Source organism: Streptomyces sp. T12 (assembly GCF_028736035.1).
In the GTDB taxonomy this organism is placed as follows: Bacteria; Actinomycetota; Actinomycetes; order Streptomycetales; family Streptomycetaceae; genus Streptomyces.
Genome location: NZ_CP117866.1, coordinates 8,756,968 through 8,774,695 on the forward strand (window position 1 = coordinate 8,756,968; position 17,728 = coordinate 8,774,695).

Annotated in this window: 17 protein-coding genes; 7 read left to right on the forward strand and 10 right to left on the reverse strand. The window is 71.6% G+C overall.

Annotated features, from left to right (window positions below):
* The first annotated feature begins 47 nt into the window (after window positions 1–47).
* A complete protein-coding gene (locus PBV52_RS39195) occupies window positions 48–1,607 on the forward strand; it encodes a nucleobase:cation symporter-2 family protein (RefSeq protein WP_373921964.1) in 1,560 nt (519 codons plus the stop codon).
* Here the strand turns inward: PBV52_RS39195 and PBV52_RS39200 are convergent.
* Entirely contained in the window at window positions 1,570–2,175 is a 606-nt protein-coding gene (locus PBV52_RS39200; RefSeq protein ID WP_274245303.1) for a 3'-5' exoribonuclease domain-containing protein, read from the reverse strand. The genes PBV52_RS39195 and PBV52_RS39200 overlap by 38 nt on opposite strands.
* Before the next feature lie 115 nt (window positions 2,176–2,290).
* Here PBV52_RS39200 and PBV52_RS39205 point away from each other — a divergent pair, with 115 nt between their 5' ends.
* The gene (locus tag PBV52_RS39205) at window positions 2,291–3,943 is read left to right on the forward strand and encodes a serine/threonine-protein kinase (protein ID WP_274245306.1); all 1,653 of its coding nucleotides are present in this window, start codon (window positions 2,291–2,293) and stop codon (window positions 3,941–3,943) included.
* Between the two features lie 13 nt (window positions 3,944–3,956).
* On the opposite strand, the gene PBV52_RS39210 is transcribed toward PBV52_RS39205, so the two are convergent.
* Window positions 3,957–4,754, reverse strand: coding sequence for an AraC family transcriptional regulator (locus PBV52_RS39210; RefSeq protein ID WP_274245307.1), 798 nt, complete (start codon window positions 4,752–4,754; stop codon window positions 3,957–3,959).
* 96 nt (window positions 4,755–4,850) lie between these two features.
* Between PBV52_RS39210 and PBV52_RS39215 the strand changes: the two genes are divergently transcribed.
* Complete coding sequence (locus PBV52_RS39215) at window positions 4,851–5,717, forward strand: NAD(P)H-binding protein (RefSeq protein ID WP_274245309.1); 867 nt, start codon at window positions 4,851–4,853, stop codon at window positions 5,715–5,717.
* An 18-nt stretch (window positions 5,718–5,735) separates the two neighbouring features.
* On the opposite strand, the gene PBV52_RS39220 is transcribed toward PBV52_RS39215, so the two are convergent.
* From PBV52_RS39220 to PBV52_RS39240, 5 genes are all read right to left on the reverse strand, one after another.
* Complete coding sequence (locus PBV52_RS39220) at window positions 5,736–6,158, reverse strand: thioesterase family protein (RefSeq protein ID WP_274245311.1); 423 nt, start codon at window positions 6,156–6,158, stop codon at window positions 5,736–5,738.
* Window positions 6,159–6,209: 51 nt separating this feature from the next.
* Entirely contained in the window at window positions 6,210–6,842 is a 633-nt protein-coding gene (locus tag PBV52_RS39225) for a hypothetical protein (protein WP_274245313.1), read from the reverse strand.
* A 41-nt stretch (window positions 6,843–6,883) separates the two neighbouring features.
* Complete coding sequence (locus tag PBV52_RS39230) at window positions 6,884–7,483, reverse strand: histidine phosphatase family protein (protein ID WP_274245314.1); 600 nt, start codon at window positions 7,481–7,483, stop codon at window positions 6,884–6,886.
* 3 nt (window positions 7,484–7,486) lie between these two features.
* Window positions 7,487–8,020, reverse strand: coding sequence for an HAD domain-containing protein (locus PBV52_RS39235; protein WP_274245316.1), 534 nt, complete (start codon window positions 8,018–8,020; stop codon window positions 7,487–7,489).
* A gap of 107 nt (window positions 8,021–8,127) precedes the next feature.
* Entirely contained in the window at window positions 8,128–9,339 is a 1,212-nt protein-coding gene (locus PBV52_RS39240) for a pyridoxal phosphate-dependent aminotransferase (protein WP_274245319.1), read from the reverse strand.
* Between the two features lie 87 nt (window positions 9,340–9,426).
* On the opposite strand from PBV52_RS39240, the gene PBV52_RS39245 reads away from it, so the two are divergent.
* Window positions 9,427–10,065: a helix-turn-helix domain-containing protein gene (locus PBV52_RS39245; RefSeq protein ID WP_274245322.1), complete on the forward strand. Its 639-nt coding sequence runs from the start codon at window positions 9,427–9,429 to the stop codon at window positions 10,063–10,065.
* Between the two features lie 99 nt (window positions 10,066–10,164).
* Here PBV52_RS39245 and PBV52_RS39250 read toward each other — a convergent pair whose 3' ends face one another.
* The 3 genes from PBV52_RS39250 to PBV52_RS39260 form a co-directional block, all read right to left on the reverse strand.
* Window positions 10,165–10,968 (reverse strand): hypothetical protein, encoded by an 804-nt coding sequence (locus tag PBV52_RS39250; RefSeq protein WP_274245324.1) that lies wholly within the window; start codon window positions 10,966–10,968, stop codon window positions 10,165–10,167.
* Window positions 10,968–12,236 carry a VWA domain-containing protein gene (locus PBV52_RS39255; protein WP_274245326.1) on the reverse strand — a complete coding sequence of 423 codons (1,269 nt, stop codon included), beginning with the start codon at window positions 12,234–12,236 and terminating at the stop codon, window positions 10,968–10,970. Before PBV52_RS39255 ends, PBV52_RS39250 begins: the two co-directional genes overlap by 1 nt.
* Before the next feature lie 78 nt (window positions 12,237–12,314).
* Window positions 12,315–13,853 (reverse strand): IucA/IucC family protein, encoded by a 1,539-nt coding sequence (locus PBV52_RS39260; RefSeq protein WP_274245328.1) that lies wholly within the window; start codon window positions 13,851–13,853, stop codon window positions 12,315–12,317.
* Between the two features lie 94 nt (window positions 13,854–13,947).
* Between PBV52_RS39260 and PBV52_RS39265 the strand changes: the two genes are divergently transcribed.
* The 3 genes from PBV52_RS39265 (at window position 13,948) to PBV52_RS39275 (ending at window position 17,643) form a co-directional block, all read left to right on the forward strand.
* Complete coding sequence (locus PBV52_RS39265) at window positions 13,948–15,465, forward strand: IucA/IucC family protein (RefSeq protein WP_373921965.1); 1,518 nt, start codon at window positions 13,948–13,950, stop codon at window positions 15,463–15,465.
* A 356-nt stretch (window positions 15,466–15,821) separates the two neighbouring features.
* Window positions 15,822–17,249, forward strand: a complete 1,428-nt coding sequence (locus PBV52_RS39270; protein WP_274245331.1) for a hypothetical protein — start codon at window positions 15,822–15,824, stop codon at window positions 17,247–17,249.
* Window positions 17,250–17,253: 4 nt separating this feature from the next.
* Entirely contained in the window at window positions 17,254–17,643 is a 390-nt protein-coding gene (locus PBV52_RS39275; protein WP_274245332.1) for a hypothetical protein, read from the forward strand.
* Window positions 17,644–17,728 lie beyond the last annotated feature (85 nt).

Below are 17,728 nucleotides of genomic sequence, written 5' to 3' on the forward strand. Positions count from 1 at the left end.
TCGAGAGGGACGGCTCCCGACCGGTGCCGTGGACCCGAGCGGGGTCCATGGCGGCCGTCTCCGGGGCGCGCGTGGACGCGTGCGCCCCGGAACGGTCTCCGTTTCCCCCAGAACGGGCCCGTCCCCGGTCCCGCACGACCGCGTACCACCTCCTTGAACCCGCGTCAGAGCCGACGCGTTTAACCGACCGGAGGAGAGCCGCAGTGTCCGCCCAGCCCGTTTCGACCCACCCCGTGGACGAGAAACTCCCCGCCCTGAAAATGGCGACCACCGGTCTGCAACACGTGGCCGCCATGTACGCGGGAGTCGTCGCCCCACCCCTGATAGTCGGCGCGGCCATAGGCCTGTCCGCCACCGACCTGACCTTCCTCACCGGCGCCTGCCTGTTCACCGCGGGCCTCGCCACCTTCCTCCAAACGCTCGGCATCTGGAAGATCGGCGCCCGGCTGCCGTTCGTCAACGGCGTCACCTTCGCCGGCGTCGCCCCCATGACCGCGGTCGTCGCCTCCACCGAGGACAAGTCCGACGCCCTGCCGATCATCTTCGGCGCGGTCATCGTCGCCGGCCTGCTCGGCTTCCTGGCGGCCCCCTTCTTCAGCAAGGCCGTCCGCTTCTTCCCGCCGGTGGTGACGGGGACGGTCATCACGCTGATCGGCATCTCCCTGCTGCCGGTCGCCTTCAACTGGGCGCAAGGGCCCGACCCGGCCGCGAACGACTACGGCTCGGCGACGAACCTGGGCCTGGCCGCCGGGACCCTGCTGATCGTCCTGCTCCTGCGCCGCTTCACCACGGGCTTCGTCAAGCAGATCGCCGTACTGCTCGGCCTGGTCGCCGGCACACTGATCGCGATCCCGTTCGGCGTCACGGACTTCGGCCCCGTCGCGGACGCGGACGTCATCGGCTTCCCGACCCCGTTCCACTTCGGCGCCCCGCAGTTCCAGCTCGCCGCGATCATCTCGCTGTGCGTGGTCATGGTGGTCTCGATGACCGAATCGACGGCCGACATGCTGGCGTTGGGCGAGATCGTCGAGCGCCCGGCCGACGAGAAGACCATCGCGGCGGGCCTGCGCGCCGACACCCTCGGCTCCGCGATCAGCCCCCTCTTCAACGGCTTCATGTGCAGCGCCTTCGCGCAGAACATCGGCCTGGTCGCGATGACGAAGATCCGCAGCCGGTACGTCGTCGCCGTCGGCGGCGGCTTCCTCGTCCTGATGGGCCTGTGCCCGATGGCGGCGTCGCTCATCGCGGTCGTACCGCGCCCGGTGCTCGGCGGCGCGGGCGTGGTCCTCTTCGGTTCGGTGGCCGCGAGCGGCATTCAGACTCTCGTCCGGGCGGGCCTGGACAAGGACAACAACGTGCTGATCGTCGCCGTCTCGCTGGCCGTCGGCATCGTCCCCATCACCGCGCCGGACTTCTACCACGCCTTCCCGGAGACGGTGCGGATCGTCCTGGACTCGGGCATCTCGACGGGCTGTGTGGCGGCGGTGGCGCTCAACCTCGTCTTCAACCACCTTGGCAAGGGCCGGGACGCGCAGGACGTCACCCACCCCATGGAGGCAGGGGAGGAGATCACCGGGTCGGCGACCCGGGCCCCGGCCACCCCATGAGGTTGGCGAACAGCTCGGCCTGCTCGATGGCGTCGTCCAGCGCATGGTGCGTGTGACGGCGCCGCGACAGCAGCTCGCGCGGCATCGTGCCCTTGGCCACCGCACGCAGGGGCAGCCCGGCCTTGGTGGCGTACAGCGTCTTCATGTCGAGGCAGCCCGAGTGGCCGAAGGGGCTCGCCCCGGTGAAGCGGATCAAGTACCAGTACAGGAACGTCCAGTCGTACGACGCCGGGTAGCCGCACATCACCGGCTGCGCGTCGCCGCCGACCTCGCGCACCCAGCGCGTGAACTGCGCGAGGGCCAGGGCGGGATCGAGGCCCTCCTTCCCGAGGCGCTCGCGGTCGAGCCCGCTCACGGCCAGCGCCTCGGGCACGAACTCCTCGCCGATCGGGCGGAGTTCGCGATAGAAGGTGTGCTGCTCGGGGTCGGCCGCCGTGAACCCGTCGGCGTCCTGGACCCCGGCGACCGCCGCGCCGAGGCTCAGCATCGAGTACGGACCCGGGATCGGGCCGTCGGCCTCGATGTCGACGGAGATGTAGAGGCTGGGTCTGATGCGTCGTGCGGCCATGGAGCGGGAGCATCCCAGGTGTCCGGGACTTTCCGCACCCGAATTCCGCTTAGGCTTCTGCCTCGGTCAACTCATGGTTGACCCGGGGTTCAGGGGATGAGGGGGAAGCGGGCCGATGAACAACGCGACCGAGGTGTTCCAGCCACTGCAGGCGGACGATCCGCCCGTCGTGGCCGGCTATCGCCTCGCCGCCCGGCTCGGCGCGGGTGGCATGGGCCGGGTCTATCTGTCGCACACGCAAGGCGGCCGGCCCGTGGCGATCAAGGTGGTGCGGCCGGAGCTGGCCGACGACCCGGACTTCAGGCGCCGGTTCCGCCGGGAGGTGGAGGCGGCCCGGCGGGTCCGGGGCGCGTACACCGCCGAGCTGATCGACGCCGACGCGGACGGCGTACCGCCCTGGCTGGCCACGCTGTACGTGCCCGGGCCGTCCCTGGCGGAGGCCGTCGCCCGCCGTGGTCCGCTGCCGGTGCCCGCGGTGCTGTGGCTGGTGGCGGGGGTGGCCGAGGCACTGCAGGCCATCCATGGTGCGGGCATCGTGCACCGGGACCTGAAGCCGTCGAACGTGCTGCTGGCCGCCGACGGGCCGCGCGTGATCGACTTCGGCATCTCGCTGGCCGCGGACGCCACATCCCACACGGCGACCGGCTTCGCCGTCGGCACGCCGCAGTTCATGGCCCCCGAGCAGGCGACCGCGGATGAGGTCACGGAGGCCACCGACGTCTTCGCGCTCGGCCAGACGGCGGCGTTCGCGGCGCTGGGCCGGCCGCTGTACGGGGACGGTCCCGCGGCCACCGTGCTCTACCGGATCGTGCATCAGGAACCCGACCTGTCCCCGCTGCCCGAGCAGCTCCGTCGGCTGATCGCCCGATGCCTGGTCACCGATCGGGAGGAGCGGGCCACACTGGCGGAGGTCGTGGAGTGGTGCCGACAGGGGTTGGGCACGGACGCCGACGCGGGCGCTGGCCCGGCCGTATGGCGGGAGGTCACGGGGCCGGAGGTGACGGTGCCGTCCCCGGTGCCGTCGCCGGTTCCCGACCCCACCCGGGTGCTGCACTCGGCACCGCTGGTCGTCACGGGACCGCAGCCGCAGCCGCAGTCGACGGTGCCGGACGCACGGCGGACGCGCAGAGGGCGTACCGCGCTGATCACGACCGCGGCCGTGACGGCGGGGGTACTGGTGCTGTCGGGCTTCGCGTGGATGGTCTCGGACGCGGGGGGCAGGTTCCGTGACTGGGTCGCGGGCGCACCGTCGACGCCCGGCCCGAAGGAGTCCGAAGGGTCGTCGACGCCGGAGTCGTCAGCGGGGTCGCCCTCGGCATCCGGGCACGGGTCGGGGGCAGGTGACGGGACGTCGGACGCGGCACAGCCTTCCCCGACCGCGTCCAAGTCGCCGCAAGCCGTCCCCTACCCCCTCCAGCGGCTGGACGCGAAGAGCTCGCTGAGCTTCAAGGAGCCGGTCCAGCGCGAGGACCGCAAGGGGGACATCCGCTTCGACTGCAAGGACGTCGGCTGTGCGCTGGACAGCGACACCAGCGTGTTCGTCCAGCTGTTCGGCGCGTCGGGGGCTTCCCTCGACGAGTGCCGTCTCCTCCTCGCCAGTGCCGATCGCCGCCGCTGGCCGTTGGCGGGGGCGGCGAACGGCAGCCAGATCTGCGTCAAGCACTCCTCCGGCGACATCGCGCTGCTCGTGCTCCAGACGAAGTCCACGGCGCTGCCGGAACTCGCCTTCCTGCAGCTCGACATGACGATCTGGCGGGAGGCGGCCTAGAAGTCGTCGTACGTCAACGGCGGGCGGTGGCCTGGCACGGCTGGGCGTCGGGAAGGCGGCCGGTGAAGTACGAACGGGGTGGCACGCCCATCAGGGTGCGGAAGTCGGACGTCATGTGGGACTGGTCGTAGTAGCCGGAGGCGACGGCGAGCTGCGCCCAGGGGATGGCGTCGGCCCGGGCCAGTACCGCGTGCACCCGGTCGATACGGGCGTAGTGCTTGGGGGAGAGACCGACGCCCTCGGCGAAAAGGTTGCGCAACTGCCGCTCGCTGACGGCCAGTTCGCGCGCCACGTCCTGCACCTGCCCGGGAACGCGGCCGGTTCGCATCGACAGCGCGTCGGCACCGGCCCGCAGCAGAGCGGTGCGTGAGGGGTCCGCGACGGCGGACAGCCGGTCGGGGAGCGCCTGTGCCAGATGCGGCACCACCTGCTCCGGCGCCATGTCCCGCAGTTCGCGGGCCAGTCGGCGGGCGGGTTCGGCGGGCAGCTCGTGCAGCGGCAGCGCGTGGCCCACGAGATCGGCCGCCGGGACGCCGAGCAGGGGTCGGGTGGTGCCGGGCGCCAGCCGCAGTTCGAGGCAGGCGGCGAACCGCTTGCCCCGGTGGTACGAGGCGCGGGTGCGCGGGCCGACGACGAGGGTGCTGCGGCGGCCGTCCGCCCCGACCCGGATGACCACCTTCGTGGTGGCGTCGGGGAGTTGGACGTACGGCTCCGCCGCCTCCTCGTCCACCGACACGGTCCCGATGTCCGCGACCCACGGGCGCAGCGCCTCGGGTGTGGGCAGTACCTGTCGGTGCACGGCGTTCGTCACCCGTCCACCGTACGCGCGGCACACGGCCGCCCGGGCCCGTGAACCGTGCCGGATTTTCCAAGAGTCCGGCGCCGTCCGCCGCCCATCGTGGTGGACATGATCCTCGTCACGGGTGCCACCGGCACCATCGGCAGTGAAGTGGTACGACAGCTCGCGGCGCGCGGCGAGAAGGTGCGCGCCCTGACCCGGGACCCCGCGGCGGCCCGGGTGCCCTCGGGTGTGGAGACCGCGCCCGGCCACCACCGCGACCGGGCCTCGGTCGAGGCGGCGATGGCGGGCGCGGAGGCTGCCTTCCTGGTCGGCGTGTTCGGCCCGGACGACGCCGAGTACGACCGGGGCCTGGTCGAGGCGGCGATGGCGGCCGGGGGTACCCCCTCTGGGGGAGTGCGGCGGATCGTGAAGCTCTCCACGATCGGCACGGGCGACCCCCGGCTGGGCCGGTTCGGCACCTGGCACCGGCCCGGCGAGGAGGCCACCCGGGCGAGCGGCCTGGAGTGGACCATCCTGCGCCCCTCCTCCTTCGCCTCCAACACACTGGCCTGGAGCGAGGCGGTCCGCGGCGGCACCCCGGCGCCCAACCTGATGAGCGACGGCAGGCAGGGCGTCGTCGACCCGCGGGACGTGGCCGAAGTCGCCGTGACCGCGCTGACGGACCCACGCCACGCCGGGCACACCTACACCCTGACCGGCCCCGAGACCATCAGCGCCGGCGGCCAGGCCGCGGTCCTCGGCGAGATCCTCGGCCGCCCGGTGCGACTCCTCCACCTGACTGCAGCCCAGCGCCGCGAACAGCTGCTCGGAGCGGGCCTCGGCGCCGCCTACGCGGACAGCCTGACGGCGGGCGCACGCTTCATCGAAGAGGGCGGCAACGCCGTCGTCACCGAGGACGTGCCGCATGTGCTGGGGCGACCGGCGCGGACGTACCGGGAGTGGGCGCTGGACCACAAGGAGGCGTTCGCCTGAGGCCCGGCGCCCCAGGGCCTAGAGCCCGAACAGGCTCGGGTCCGTGGCCAGTTCCTTGAAGTAGTCCTGCGGATCGGCCACCATCCGGCGCTCCTTGAGGTCCAGCAGGCCGCCGACCGCCGTGAGTTCGGCCGCCACCGTGCCGTCCGCCTTGCGGATGGTCTGCTGGATACGGAACGTCTTGCCGCCCGACCACTCGAAGGCGCACGTCACGTCGACCTCGTCACCGGCGACGAGTTCCCGCTTGTAGCGGATGGTCGTCTCCAGGGCGACGGGGCCCACCCCCTTGCTCACAAGGCCCGTCTGGCTGATGCCTGCGGCCTGGAGCAACGACCAGCGAGCGTGCTCCGCGTAGTTGATGTACACGCTCTGGTTGACGTGCCCCTGCACATCCGTCTCGTAGCCGCGGACGGTGACCCGGACGGAAAACGGCTCGCTCACTGCTTCCCCTTCACATGCTCGATGCCCTGTGCACCGATCTTGGCATGCCCGTCATGCCCGGCGCGGGGATGCCAGCAGATAGCGCGCTCTTGTACGAGGCTCGGCGTGCTCGCCGACCTGCCACCCCGCTTTTTCCAGGGTGGCCGCGCAGGCCCGCAGTCGCGCGCCGTCCGGCTCGTGCACCGCGACGGCCTCCGGCTGCGGGGTCGCTCGTACCCGGTAGCCGTCCTCGGAGTCCCGCTCGGCCGGACGATGCCCGGCCGCCTCCAGAGCGAGCGCGGCGGCCTGCACCAGATGCGTACGCTCCCAGCCGCACGGCCGGTCCACGGCCCCGTCCCGATGGGTCATCCGGCGCAGCTCCAGCAGCCCCTGCCAGGCGCTGTGCACCTCACGCACCCGGGCCGGGCCCGCCTCCGGCGCGTCCTCCTCACCGCCGATGCGCGCGGCGAAGACACCGGTGGCCGCAGGAGCCTCCTGAGGTTCCTGCGGCGCCGTCGCCTCCGCCTCCCGTATGCGATGCCCCGCCGGCGTCAGAAAGTGATCGTGCGGCGGCCGCGGGTGCCGGAAGGCGAGCCCTCGCTTCACCAACGCCGCGAGCTGCGTCTCCGTACCTCTGAGCCGCCCGGTCACGGGATCGGCGGCGTCGATGACACGCCGTTGCGCGGCGGTCGGCGGTCGGGTCACGGCGTGTTCCTTCCTGCGTGGGGTCTCACCCGCTTCGCAGGCTACGCCGGGGGTCTGACATTCCAGCCGGCGATCACCGGCCGCCCGTGCTCGGTGCCGAGCCGGCACAGCGCGCCCGTGGCCAGCTGGAAGAGGGCCCCGTGCGCAGGCGCCAGCCCGAGGCGACGGGCGGTGAGCACCCGCAGGAAGTGCCCGTGGGCGATCAGCAGGACGACGCCCTCCGTGTTCGCGAGGGCGGCGTCCACCCTGCCGAGCACCCGGTCGGCACGCTCCCCGACCTGCTCCGGGCTCTCCCCGGGGTGGGCCGGCGGCCCGGGCGCGACCCCGTCCGTGAACAGGAACCACCCGGGCCGCTCCCGCTGGATCTGCACGGTGGTGACGCCCTCGTACCCGCCGTAGTCCCACTCCCGCAGATCGGCGTCGACGCGGGCGTCCCGCACCCCGATCAGCTCCGCCGTCTCCCGCGCCCGCTGCGACGGGCTGACGAACGCGGCCCCGATCCGATGCGACCGGATCAACGGCACCAGCCGCCGCGCCTCTTCCCGTCCGTGCTCGGTGAGCGGCACGTCCGTCGAGCCCGTGTGCCGGCCGGACCGCGACCACTCGGTCTCCCCGTGCCGGACGAGAAAGAGATCACCCATGCGTCACAGGCTATGAGCCCAGCGCTCCAACTCCGCGAAATCACGCTCCCGCAGCCCCCTGCGCGCGTCGACCGTCAGCAGCAGCGCGGCCGCGTCGTGGTGGGCCGCGACATGCCGCACGTCGAGATCGGTGACCATGTCGTCGACCCAGACGAAGGGCCGTCCCGCCGCCCACGCCAGCACGTGCCGGGTCTTCCAGTACAGCCCCTCGGGATCCTTCCCGAACAGTTCGGGCCATTCGATGACCGGCAGATCACCGGGCAGCCCGACCACCGGCGCGATCATCTCGTTGGCCTGGTGCTGCCAGGTGGTCGCCCACGCCAAGTCGTACGGCAGTGCCAGCAGCCGCGCCCCGTGCCCCGGGTGCAACCGGACCCGCAGCCCGCGGCGCAGCCGCCGGGACCCCGGTGTCTGCCGGGCCGACCAGTTGGCCGGATGCAGCCGCCGGGTCACGTAGCCGCGATGGCGGAGGAACGGGGCGCGGAAGGGGTTGAGGGGGCCGTCCACGTCGAGGAGCAGAAGGGGGCGGGTGCTCATGGACGGGTCATACCCACCCCGGCGCGGTCACATCTGCCGACTGCCGCTCAGGCCTGCCGACACCCGCTCAGGCCTGCCGACACCCGCTCAGGCCTGCCGATACCCGCTCAGGCCTGCCGATACCCGCTCAGGAATCGCCCGATCCGCCCGATCGCCGCCTCCAGGTCCTCCGCGTACGGGAGGGTCAGGATCCGGAAGTGATCCGGCGTGGGCCAGTTGAAGCCCGTGCCCTGCACCACCTGGATCTTCTCCCGCAGCAGCAGGTCCAGGACGAACTTCTCGTCGTCGTGGATCTTGTACACCTTGGGGTCGAGGCGCGGGAACGCGTACAGCGAGCCCTTCGGCTTCACACACGACACACCGGGGATCTCGTTGAGCTTCTCCCAGGCCACGTTGCGCTGTTCGTGCAGCCGCCCGCCCGGCATGGTCAGCTCGCGGATGGACTGGCGGCCCCCGAGCGCGGCCTGGATGGCGTACTGGGCGGGCGCGTTGGCGCACAGCCGCATGGAGGCCAGCATCGTCAGGCCCTCCAGGTAGTCCTTCGCATGCTGCTTCGGACCCGTCACGACGAGCCAGCCGGAGCGGAAGCCCGCCACCCGGTACGTCTTCGACAGGCCGCAGAAGGTGAGGACCACCAGGTCGGGGGCGAGGGCGGCGACCGAGTGGTGGACCGCGTCGTCGTACAGGATCTGGTCGTAGATCTCGTCGGCGAACACCATCAGGCCGTGCCGGCGGGCGAGGTCGAGGATGCCCTCCAGGATCTCCTTGGGGTAGACCGCGCCGGTCGGGTTGTTCGGGTTGATGATGACCACGGCGCGCGTGCGGTCCGTGATCTTCGATGCCATGTCGTCCAGGTCGGGGTACCAGTCGGCCTGCTCGTCGCACAGGTAGTGGACCGCCTTGCCGCCGGCGAGGGTCGTCACCGCCGTCCAGAGCGGGAAGTCCGGGGCGGGGATGAGGATTTCGTCGCCGTCCTCGAGCAGCGCCTGTACGGCCATGGAGACCAGCTCGGACACGCCGTTGCCGAGGAAGACGTCGTCGACGCCGACCTCCAGGCCCAGCGTCTGGTACCGCTGGGCCACGGCCCGGCGGGCGGAGAGGATGCCGCGCGAGTCGGTGTAGCCGTGCGCCTGGGGGAGCATCCGGATCATGTCCTGGAGGATCTCCTCCGGCGCCTCGAAGCCGAAGAGCGCGGGGTTGCCGGTGTTCAGGCGCAGCACGCTGTGGCCCGCCTCCTCCAGCGCGTTCGCGTGCTCGATCACCGGGCCGCGGATCTCGTAACAGACCTCGCTCAGCTTGCTCGACTGCCGGAACTCCATGCGCGCTCGCCCCTCCGGTTTCGTGTGTTACTTGGTTTTACCAAGTTCGAGCTTGGAAAGTCCAACAACATGTCTAGACTGCGTCGCATGTCACCTCGCCGAAGCTACGACCAGTACTGTTCCGCCGCCCGCGCGCTCGACCTCGTCGGCGACCGCTGGACCCTGCTGATTGTCCGGGAGCTGCTGGCCGGGCCGCGGCGCTACACCGACCTGCACGCCGATCTGCCGGGCGTGAGCACGGACGTACTGGCCTCACGGCTGAAGGACATGGAGCAGGACGGGCTCAGCACGCGGCGCCGGCTGCCGCCCCCCGGCGCGGCGTTCGTGTACGAACTCACCTCGCGGGGGCGGGAGTTGCTGCCCGTCCTCCAGGCACTGGGGACGTGGGGCCAGGCGGAGCTCGGCGAGCGGCGGCCCACCGACGCGGTGCGCGCGCACTGGTTCACGCTGCCGCTGCTGCGATCCCTGCGGGAAGGCGGGGTGGGGGAGGGGCTCGTCGAAGTCCGGCTGGACGAGGGCGACTTCCATCTGTACGTCGGTGCCGAGGACGGTCCGGTCTACGGCGACGGGCCCGCTCCTGGGGAGCCCGACGCGCGGCTGGTCCTGGGTTCCGGGACGTGTGAGGCGTTCGCACGAGGTGAGTTGAGCCTGAGCGATGCCATACGGGGCGGTCGTATCGAGGTGACCGGTGACGGGACGTTGGCCAAGGCCCTGCGTGACATCTGAGCAGCTACCCGCGTGACATCCGAGCGGCCGAAGGCCCGCCGTACGACCAAGTACGGCGGGCCTTCGCGTCCTTGACGCCTAGGTCGCTTCGACTGACCGTCAGGCCGCTGGCGGCACTCGCGACGGCCGACCCGCCCCGCGTGTCAGCGCGTACCCGCCGATCCCCGCGAGCGCGGCCAGCACGCCGCCGATCGCGGTCCACACCCATCGGTCGGACCACCAGCCGGACGCCCAGCCGCCGCTGGGTTCAAGGCTCGCGAGCAGCGCCTCCTTGGTCGACTCCTCCTCATCGCCCTGGGAGATGGCTCCGGCCCCCGGCACCAGCGGCTGAGCCAGCGAGCCGTCCACCGCCGCCGCCCCGCCGAGGTCCTCGGAGTCGACCCGGACCTCGGCGTCGACCGGCAGACCGAGGTCGGAGGTGGCCAGGTTCACGACCGTCAGCCGGATGTAGTACGTGCCCGGCAGCGGGTCGTTGGCCCAGGGTTCCGACCAGGCGCGGACGGTGCGCAGCACACACGTCGGCTCGACGGTGGCGGCGTCCGCCGCGGCCGTGCGCGTCTGTGCCCCGTACTGGCAGGACTGGCGGCGCCGCAGGCCGTCGTACACGTCGATCTGCCAGGTCTCGGCGGCGTGCGTGTCCGGCAGCTTCACCGTCGCGTGGACGGTGGGGCGCTGTCCGGCGTCCGCGGGGAACGACCAGTACAGGTAGTCGCCCGTGGAGGCGCTCGCGGTGGCCGTCTGCCCCTGCTCGATCTCGGTCGCCGTACGGAAGGAGGTGCCCGCCTGGGTCGGCGCGCCGCCGTCCTCCGACGCGCTCGGTGACGGCGAGGAGTCGGCGACCGCCGGGGTGACCGCCAGCCCGAGCATCAGCGCCGCGGCGCTCAACACGCGTGTGATCCGCATCAGTTGGTCCTCCAGACCGCTACCCGCCAGCGCGACAGCCAGCCCCAGACGAGACCGGCGAGGAAGCCGGTGAGGATCAGTGCGCCGAGCAGCCACCAGCCGCGTCCGAGGCCGAAGGAGGCCACGTCGCTCGACCCGTCCGGCCCGTGCACGACGTCGATGGTCACTTCGAGCGGCAGACCGGGAGTGGTCTTCACGCCACTGGCCGGTGAGAAGGAGTGCGTGACCTGGAGGCAGACGGTCTCGGGCGCGACCTCGCCCTCCGTGTCCTCCGCCTCGGCCTTCGGGTAGCGCAGCCCGGTCGAGATCACATCGGTACGGCCGTTGCCCGCCGCCTCGCCGCGGACGATCTCCCGGCCGCCCTCGGTCGTCGCGCGCAGCAGCAGCCCGTACGACGGGTTCACCTCACGGTCGGCCGCGACGCTCACCGAGGCGCGCAGTTCCCAGCCGTGCGGGACCTTCACGCGGTACCAGCGCTGTTGCCCGAACTCCTCGCGGTCCGTGTACAGACCGGAGTTCAGCGTCGGCGCCTTCGCGCACTGGTCCGCGCCCGTCGTCGCGACCGGCGTCACCACCGGATCGGCCGCCCGGTCCACCAACTGGTTGACCTTGTCGGCGAGTTCGTCGGTGTGCTCGACCGAGGTGAACGTCCCACCGGTGGCCTCGGCGATGCAGCTGAGCTGTTGCCGCAGCTTGGTGTTCGGGACCAGGCCGAGCGTGTCGATGGTCAGGCCGATGCCCTTGGCGGCGATCTCCCGGGCCACCTCGCACGGGTCGAGCGGCGCGCAGGTGTCCTCGCCGTCGCTGATCAGCACGATGCGCTTGGAGCCCTCGCCGCCGTCCAGGTCCTCGGCCGCCTTCAGCAGGGCGGGGCCGATCGGCGTCCAGCCGGTGGGCGTCAGGGTCGCCACCGCCGTCTTGGCCTCGGTGCGGTCCAGCGGGCCGACCGGGTAGAGCTGCGCGGTGTCCTTGCAGCCCGTCTTGCGGTCGTCGCCCGGGTAGTTGGCGCCGAGGGTGCGGATACCGAGCTGGACCTCCTCGGGCGTTGCGTCCAGCACCTCGTTGAAGGCCTGCTTCGCCGCGGCCATCCGCGACTGGCCGTCGATGTCCTTCGCCCGCATCGAGCCGCTGACGTCGATCACGAGATCGACTTTCGGAGCGGTGGCGGTGGTCTCGTCGGCGACCGCCCCGGCCGGGAAGGCTATCCCGGCCGTGAGCGCGGCGAGCAGGGCGCAGACCCCGGCCGCCAGCCGTTGTGTTCTGATCATCGGCGGATCCTATTGATCAGAGGTGTTCCGCTTCAAACGAGATCAGAACCCCTGTCAGAACATGTGTCGCACCACCGGTCAGAACACCTCGGTGATCAGCGGATTGGGCAGCTCCGCCCACTGATCCCCGGGCGTCCCCGGCGACAGCCGCATCAACGTCAACGCCTTCGTGGGCAGCGGCTCCTCGCGCAGTGCGGCGAGATCCACGGTGCCCGGCAGATCCGGTACGACCGCCTCCAGCGCCGCGCGCAATGCCGCGCCCGAACCCGCCGTACCCGCCAGCGCCCCGGCCACCAGCGAGCCGAACAGCTTGCGGCGCAGGGTCGTCACGTCGTCCGTGACGATCCGGCCGGTCAGCTCCGGCATGGCAATGCCGTGCCGGGCCAGCCGGGCTGGACTGACACGGATGTCGGCGAGGTCGCGGTAGACCAGGCGCACCGGGGAGCCGCTCGCCGACAGCACCACCAGCAGGTTCTGCCCGTGCGCCTCCAGCGCGACTCCCAGCTCCAGCAGCCGCAGCCCCACGGTGAGGGCGAGCCGCGTGAACTCGGCCAGCCACTCGGGCTGCCCGGGCAACTGGGTGGTGGCGAGCGCGGCCACCGGCACGACCCGCTCTCCGGGCCCCGCGTACTCCTGCGGCGACTCGCGCAGCACGGCTGCCAGGTCGGGTGAGTTGGCCGTGGCGGCCCCCAGCGTGCGGGTGATGTGCAGCAGCCCGTCCGTCCGCGCCGCCAGCGCCTCCGCGAAGTCCGACAACGTGGCCGACAGGGCGATCGAGTACACCGAGATGTCCCGCACCGAGGACGTCAGCCGGGCACTCAGCGCGGTCTTGACGTGCGGGCCGCCGGGGAGGCCGAGCGTCCGCAGGGACATCAGCGGATGCGCGGCGACACCGTCGCCGTAGGGATCGCAGGGACGCTTGAGCACATGCTCGGCCTGCCACGGATGCACCGGGATCAGCAGCCGCTCCCCGTCCCGCATCCCCTCCGGCCACTCGCCCGTCACCAGACACTCGGCCACCCGCACCGGCACCAGCCCCAGTGTGACCACCGGCCGGTGCTCGGGCCCGTACGCCAGCTGCTCGGCGACCGAGAAGCCGGGCCGGGAACGGCAGTTGGGGTGGAACGGATGCCCGTCGACCACCCGCTGCTCCCACTCCCAGTCGCGCACCGGCCACTCCTTCGAGTGAGCACCCTGCCCGGCCTCCTGCCCGGCCTCCTGCCCGGCCCGTGACAGCGCCAACGAGGCGACGCTGTGGCCGAGTTCGGCGGCGAGAGACGTCCCGTGCGGTACAGAGAGGTCGGTCAGCAGCCGGGCCGGGTCGTCGTACGACGTCTCGTCGAGCCGTACGGCGGTGACATACGCGGCGGTGGCGTACGGGTCCGCGCGCGGGCCGTGCAGACGGCGGCCGTCGGAGAGGCGCAGGGCGAGGCCCTCCCGGCCCGTCTCACGGTGGGCGACCCAGGGCAGGGGCTCGTGCGCGAGGGCACGCCACAGCCGGGTCAGCACCGCCGCGCGGGCCCCGGGGAGCTCGGCCGCGTACCGCGATGCGAGGTGGGGGCGTACATCGGCCAGTTCGGCGGCGACCTCGGCCTCGGCGCTGGGGGGACGGTGCACGGGCGGGCTCCTCGGGTACGAGTAGGGCGTCGGGGCAGGCACCGACGACAGACATACTGATCGTCTTCCCGCCTGAACGGACCGTAGAGAACGAGTGGATCGCGTGCACCTCAACCCTCCACCCGCCGCCGCCGCCGACGACGACGTCGCGGCACGCGCCGACGCCCACGCGGTCGCGCCCCTGCTCAACTGCCTGCTGCGCGAAGTGGCCGAACCGCACGGGGGGTCCGGCGAGCGGCAGGTGTACCGGCTGCCCGGCACGGGCCGCCTGCTGCGGGTCCTCGGCGGACGGCGGCCGGCCGAGCCCGAGGTGGACGCGGCCGGCGCCTGGCAGCGCATCGGGCACACCGAGCTCGTCAAACTCGTCGCCGACGAACTGCGCCGCCACACCGGTCTGTCCAACCACGAACTGCCCGCCGAGATGATCGACAGCCGGGACGCGGTGGCGGCGTTGCTCACGGCACGCGCGCGTGCGACGCCGCCGGACGACCCGTACCTGCGCTCCGAGCAGTCCCTCCTCACCGGCCACCCCTACCACCCCGCCCCCAAGGCGCGCGGCGGCGGCCCGGTCGCGGCCTGGCTGCCGTACGCCCCCGAGGCACACGCCCGCTTCCCGCTGACGCTGCTCGGCCTGCGCGAGGACATGGTCGTGGAGGAGGGCGACACCTCCGCCCTGGACGCCCTCGGCGAGGCCCCGCCCGGCTACCGGCTGCTGCCCGCGCACCCCTGGCAGCTCGACCTGGTCGACCTCGCGCCGGCCTTCGCCGACGGTCGGCTGATCCGGTTGGGCACGACCGGCTGCGACGCCTGGCCCACGGCCGCGATCCGCACCCTGTACGTCCCCGAGCGCGACCTGTTCCTGAAGTTCAGCCTCGACGTGCGGATCACGAATGACATCCGCCGGCTGTGGCGCCACGACCTGCTGAAACTGCGCCGCACCGACGCTGCGGCCACGGCGGCCTTCGCCACCGGCCGCGCGGCCTGGCTGAGCGACCGCGGCTACCGCACCGCCGACTTCGCCTTCGAGGAACTCGCCGTCCTGGTCCGCGACGGCTTCCACGACCGACTGCTGCCCGGCACGACACCCCTGCTCGCCGCCGCCCTCGTGGAGGGCTTCGAGGGGAGCCCGCTCGACAGTACGGCGGACCCGGCGGCCTGGTGGGAGGCGTACCTCGGCGCGGTCGTACCGCCCGCCCTCGCTGCCTTCGCCGAGCACGGCGTCGTGCTGGAGGCGCACCTGCAGAACACGCTGATCGCCGTGGACACCGACGGCATCCCGGTGCAGGCCCTGTTCCGGGACGCCGAGGGCGTGAAGCTGCTGTCGGACGTCTCCCGCCCGGCCGGGTGGCAGCGGCTGGTGTACTGCCTGGTCGTGAACCATCTGTGCGAGGTCGCGGCCGCCCTCGCCGAGCGACACCCCGGGTACGACCCGTGGCCCGCCGCCCGCCGCGAACTGGCCCGCCACGACCTCCCCGAGATCGCCGGCCTGCTGTCGGCCCCCACCCTCCCCGGCAAGACCAACCTGCTGCTGCGCTGGTCGGGCGCGGACGGCGCCGACGCCCGCTACCTGCCTCTCCCGAACTCCCTGGCGGGCAGAGGGAACGAGAGGTGATCCACCCTCTGATGGGGCGTCAGGTCGCTTTCCGGATGGGGCGGAACCATTCAAGGCGGCGCACGGCGTATCCGTCGAGTGCAACCCTCGGTGCCATGGGATCAAAGGCGAGCAAAAATGGATAAAGCGGAGTAAAATGAATACGGCTCGGCTGAGTTGCTGATCACGCACAGGGTGTCAATGCCCATGTGCCGCAATTGAACGAAATCCCCGAGGCAATAGCGATGAACCCGTCCGTCGACCCACCCGGCGGCGCATCTCGCGGCCGCCCGCCCGTTCCCCCGCCGCCCCCGCCGCCTCCGTGGCAGATCCGGCCCGAGCCCGATTCAGCAGGTACGCCGGTTCCCCTCCCGCCCATGCCGCAGTCGACGCCCTCGGCGGGAGCACCCCCTCACGTCTCCTATGACGTCACCCGGTACCTGTGCGCGGCGATGCACACCGATATCGGGCTCGCCCGCAAGGCAGTGGCCCGGATCGTGCACGAGCCGCGGCGTGCCGCGGCTTCCTCGCCCGGCGTGGACCTTGGTTGCGTGCTGCGACACGCTCTGGCCGCCCGCACCCGCCAGCGGCGGCGGGACGTCGTACTCCTCCTCCTGCTGCTCGTCATGGTGATCACCCTGCCTTTCACCCAAGGTGTGTCCCTGTTCCTGGGGCTGCTCGTAGCCTGGGTGATCGTGGCCACCGAATTGGTGTCGGTGCACTACGGCGTCGTCGCCCGGAAGTTGAAACGGGAGAACTTCGACCCGAGGCAGTCCCCCCGGCCACCGACGGCCAGGGACGCCGCACGTCTTGAGGCGATCGAACTCCGTGACAGGGGCAATGTCGTGGTCTCCTCGCGCTTCGAGCCCTTCGTCGGGCACGGTGAGACCTACAGAACCTGGTCGTTCGCTCTGAACACCGGACGTGCCGAGGCCGGCAAGCAGGTCATCCCGTTCACCATCCATGACCTCAACGCCCATATCTCCGCCAGGGTCGGGGCGCTCGAACTGCCCGGCATGGACGTCGCCGACGTGCTCCTGGTCAACGGGGCCGACCTGCTGATCGGAATCGACGACCGAACCCGCGCCGAGGTGCTGCGCAACCTGGGCGGACCGCCCGGAGCGCAGGTTTCGGACGCCCTCCTGCGTGAGCTGCGCGAGGACGGCAAGGGCCGCGCGCGGCCCTATCTGGCGGTCCGGGTCACTGGCTGGAGCGGCGAACTGGTCATCACCTTGTTCCTGAGATGCGCGCTGCTGTCCGGTCGTGACATCGCGTTCATCGAGGGAAGCAACTGTCTGCTCGCGCCCGTGCGGGAGAAGTACCGGACGGTGGACAGGCTGCTGGACTCACCTACCTTCCGGCAGTGGTGCCGACTGGTCGGCGAGGCGGGTGCACGCACCCCGATCCTGCTGGTCCGCGCGCCCTTCGCGCTCCTGAGAGACCTCTTCGCACCGCTCGAGAGGCACCGCGCACAACGCAGGCAGGAGCGCTCGATCCGCATGCGCACCTTCGACTACGGCTCGAAGTTCAGCCTTCGGGAGCAGGCGAGCGATCGGTTCTTCCACCGGTACTTCCAGTCACTGGACCGGGAGTTGTACGCCAAGACGATCGAGCACCGTGTCCTGGACGCCCTGGTGCAGTTTCTCGAGGATCACAACATCGACTCCAGCGACCTGATCCAGCGCCAGACCACCATCTACAACTCCGGTCTGTTCGCGGGGCGGGACATCTCCATCAAGCGCTCCAGCGTGCGCGCCGGAGGCGGCCACCTGTTGCGGAACCCGCAGCCCGTAAGGCAGAGGTGACGTGATGTCGGATCGCGGGGCATATGAGTCGGCGAGTCACGTCAGCGGCATTCAGGCCGGGCGGGACGTGCGCATCGAGCGGAGCACGCTCGCCTTGGGTCACGCCACGGTGACCGGAACTCCGACGCCGGCAGAGTACGCGGCGGCCGTCGAGGAACTGCGCACCGCGGTCGGCGTTCTGCTGGACGAACTCCGCCGCAACCAGGAGCAGTACGAGGACGGGGCGGAACTGGTCGAGGCCGCCGAGCAGGTGCAGACGGAACTCGCCCGCGACGAGCCGCGCCGCAACACCCTCCTGCGCTGGCTCGGTTTCATCGGCCCCGGCGTCCACGCGACCGCCGCGGTCGCAGCGGACGTGACCGCGATCCAGCAGTGCGTGGAGGCTCTGTTCTAGACCGGGCGCCGTCACGCTTGGTTACTATGGTCACTTCATGCCGGAGGCCGGAGGCAGGGGCGTGGGAGCTGGTCGTGGAATATAA

Excerpts from the sequence above, each read along its gene's own strand:
- PBV52_RS39205 (WP_274245306.1), top strand. The coding sequence starts at position 2,291 with ATGAACAACGCGACCGAGGTGTTCCAGCCACTGCAGGCGGACGATCCG.
- PBV52_RS39240 (WP_274245319.1), bottom strand. The coding sequence starts at position 9,339 with ATGGAGTTCCGGCAGTCGAGCAAGCTGAGCGAGGTCTGTTACGAGATC.
- PBV52_RS39250 (WP_274245324.1), bottom strand. The coding sequence starts at position 10,968 with ATGCGGATCACACGCGTGTTGAGCGCCGCGGCGCTGATGCTCGGGCTG.
- PBV52_RS39245 (WP_274245322.1), top strand. The coding sequence starts at position 9,427 with ATGTCACCTCGCCGAAGCTACGACCAGTACTGTTCCGCCGCCCGCGCG.
- PBV52_RS39270 (WP_274245331.1), top strand. The coding sequence starts at position 15,822 with ATGCCGCAGTCGACGCCCTCGGCGGGAGCACCCCCTCACGTCTCCTAT.
- PBV52_RS39230 (WP_274245314.1), bottom strand. The coding sequence starts at position 7,483 with ATGGGTGATCTCTTTCTCGTCCGGCACGGGGAGACCGAGTGGTCGCGG.
- PBV52_RS39195 (WP_373921964.1), top strand. The coding sequence starts at position 48 with ATGGCGGCCGTCTCCGGGGCGCGCGTGGACGCGTGCGCCCCGGAACGG.
- PBV52_RS39255 (WP_274245326.1), bottom strand. The coding sequence starts at position 12,236 with ATGATCAGAACACAACGGCTGGCGGCCGGGGTCTGCGCCCTGCTCGCC.
- PBV52_RS39215 (WP_274245309.1), top strand. The coding sequence starts at position 4,851 with ATGATCCTCGTCACGGGTGCCACCGGCACCATCGGCAGTGAAGTGGTA.
- PBV52_RS39200 (WP_274245303.1), bottom strand. The coding sequence starts at position 2,175 with ATGGCCGCACGACGCATCAGACCCAGCCTCTACATCTCCGTCGACATC.
- PBV52_RS39235 (WP_274245316.1), bottom strand. The coding sequence starts at position 8,020 with ATGAGCACCCGCCCCCTTCTGCTCCTCGACGTGGACGGCCCCCTCAAC.
- PBV52_RS39275 (WP_274245332.1), top strand. The coding sequence starts at position 17,254 with ATGTCGGATCGCGGGGCATATGAGTCGGCGAGTCACGTCAGCGGCATT.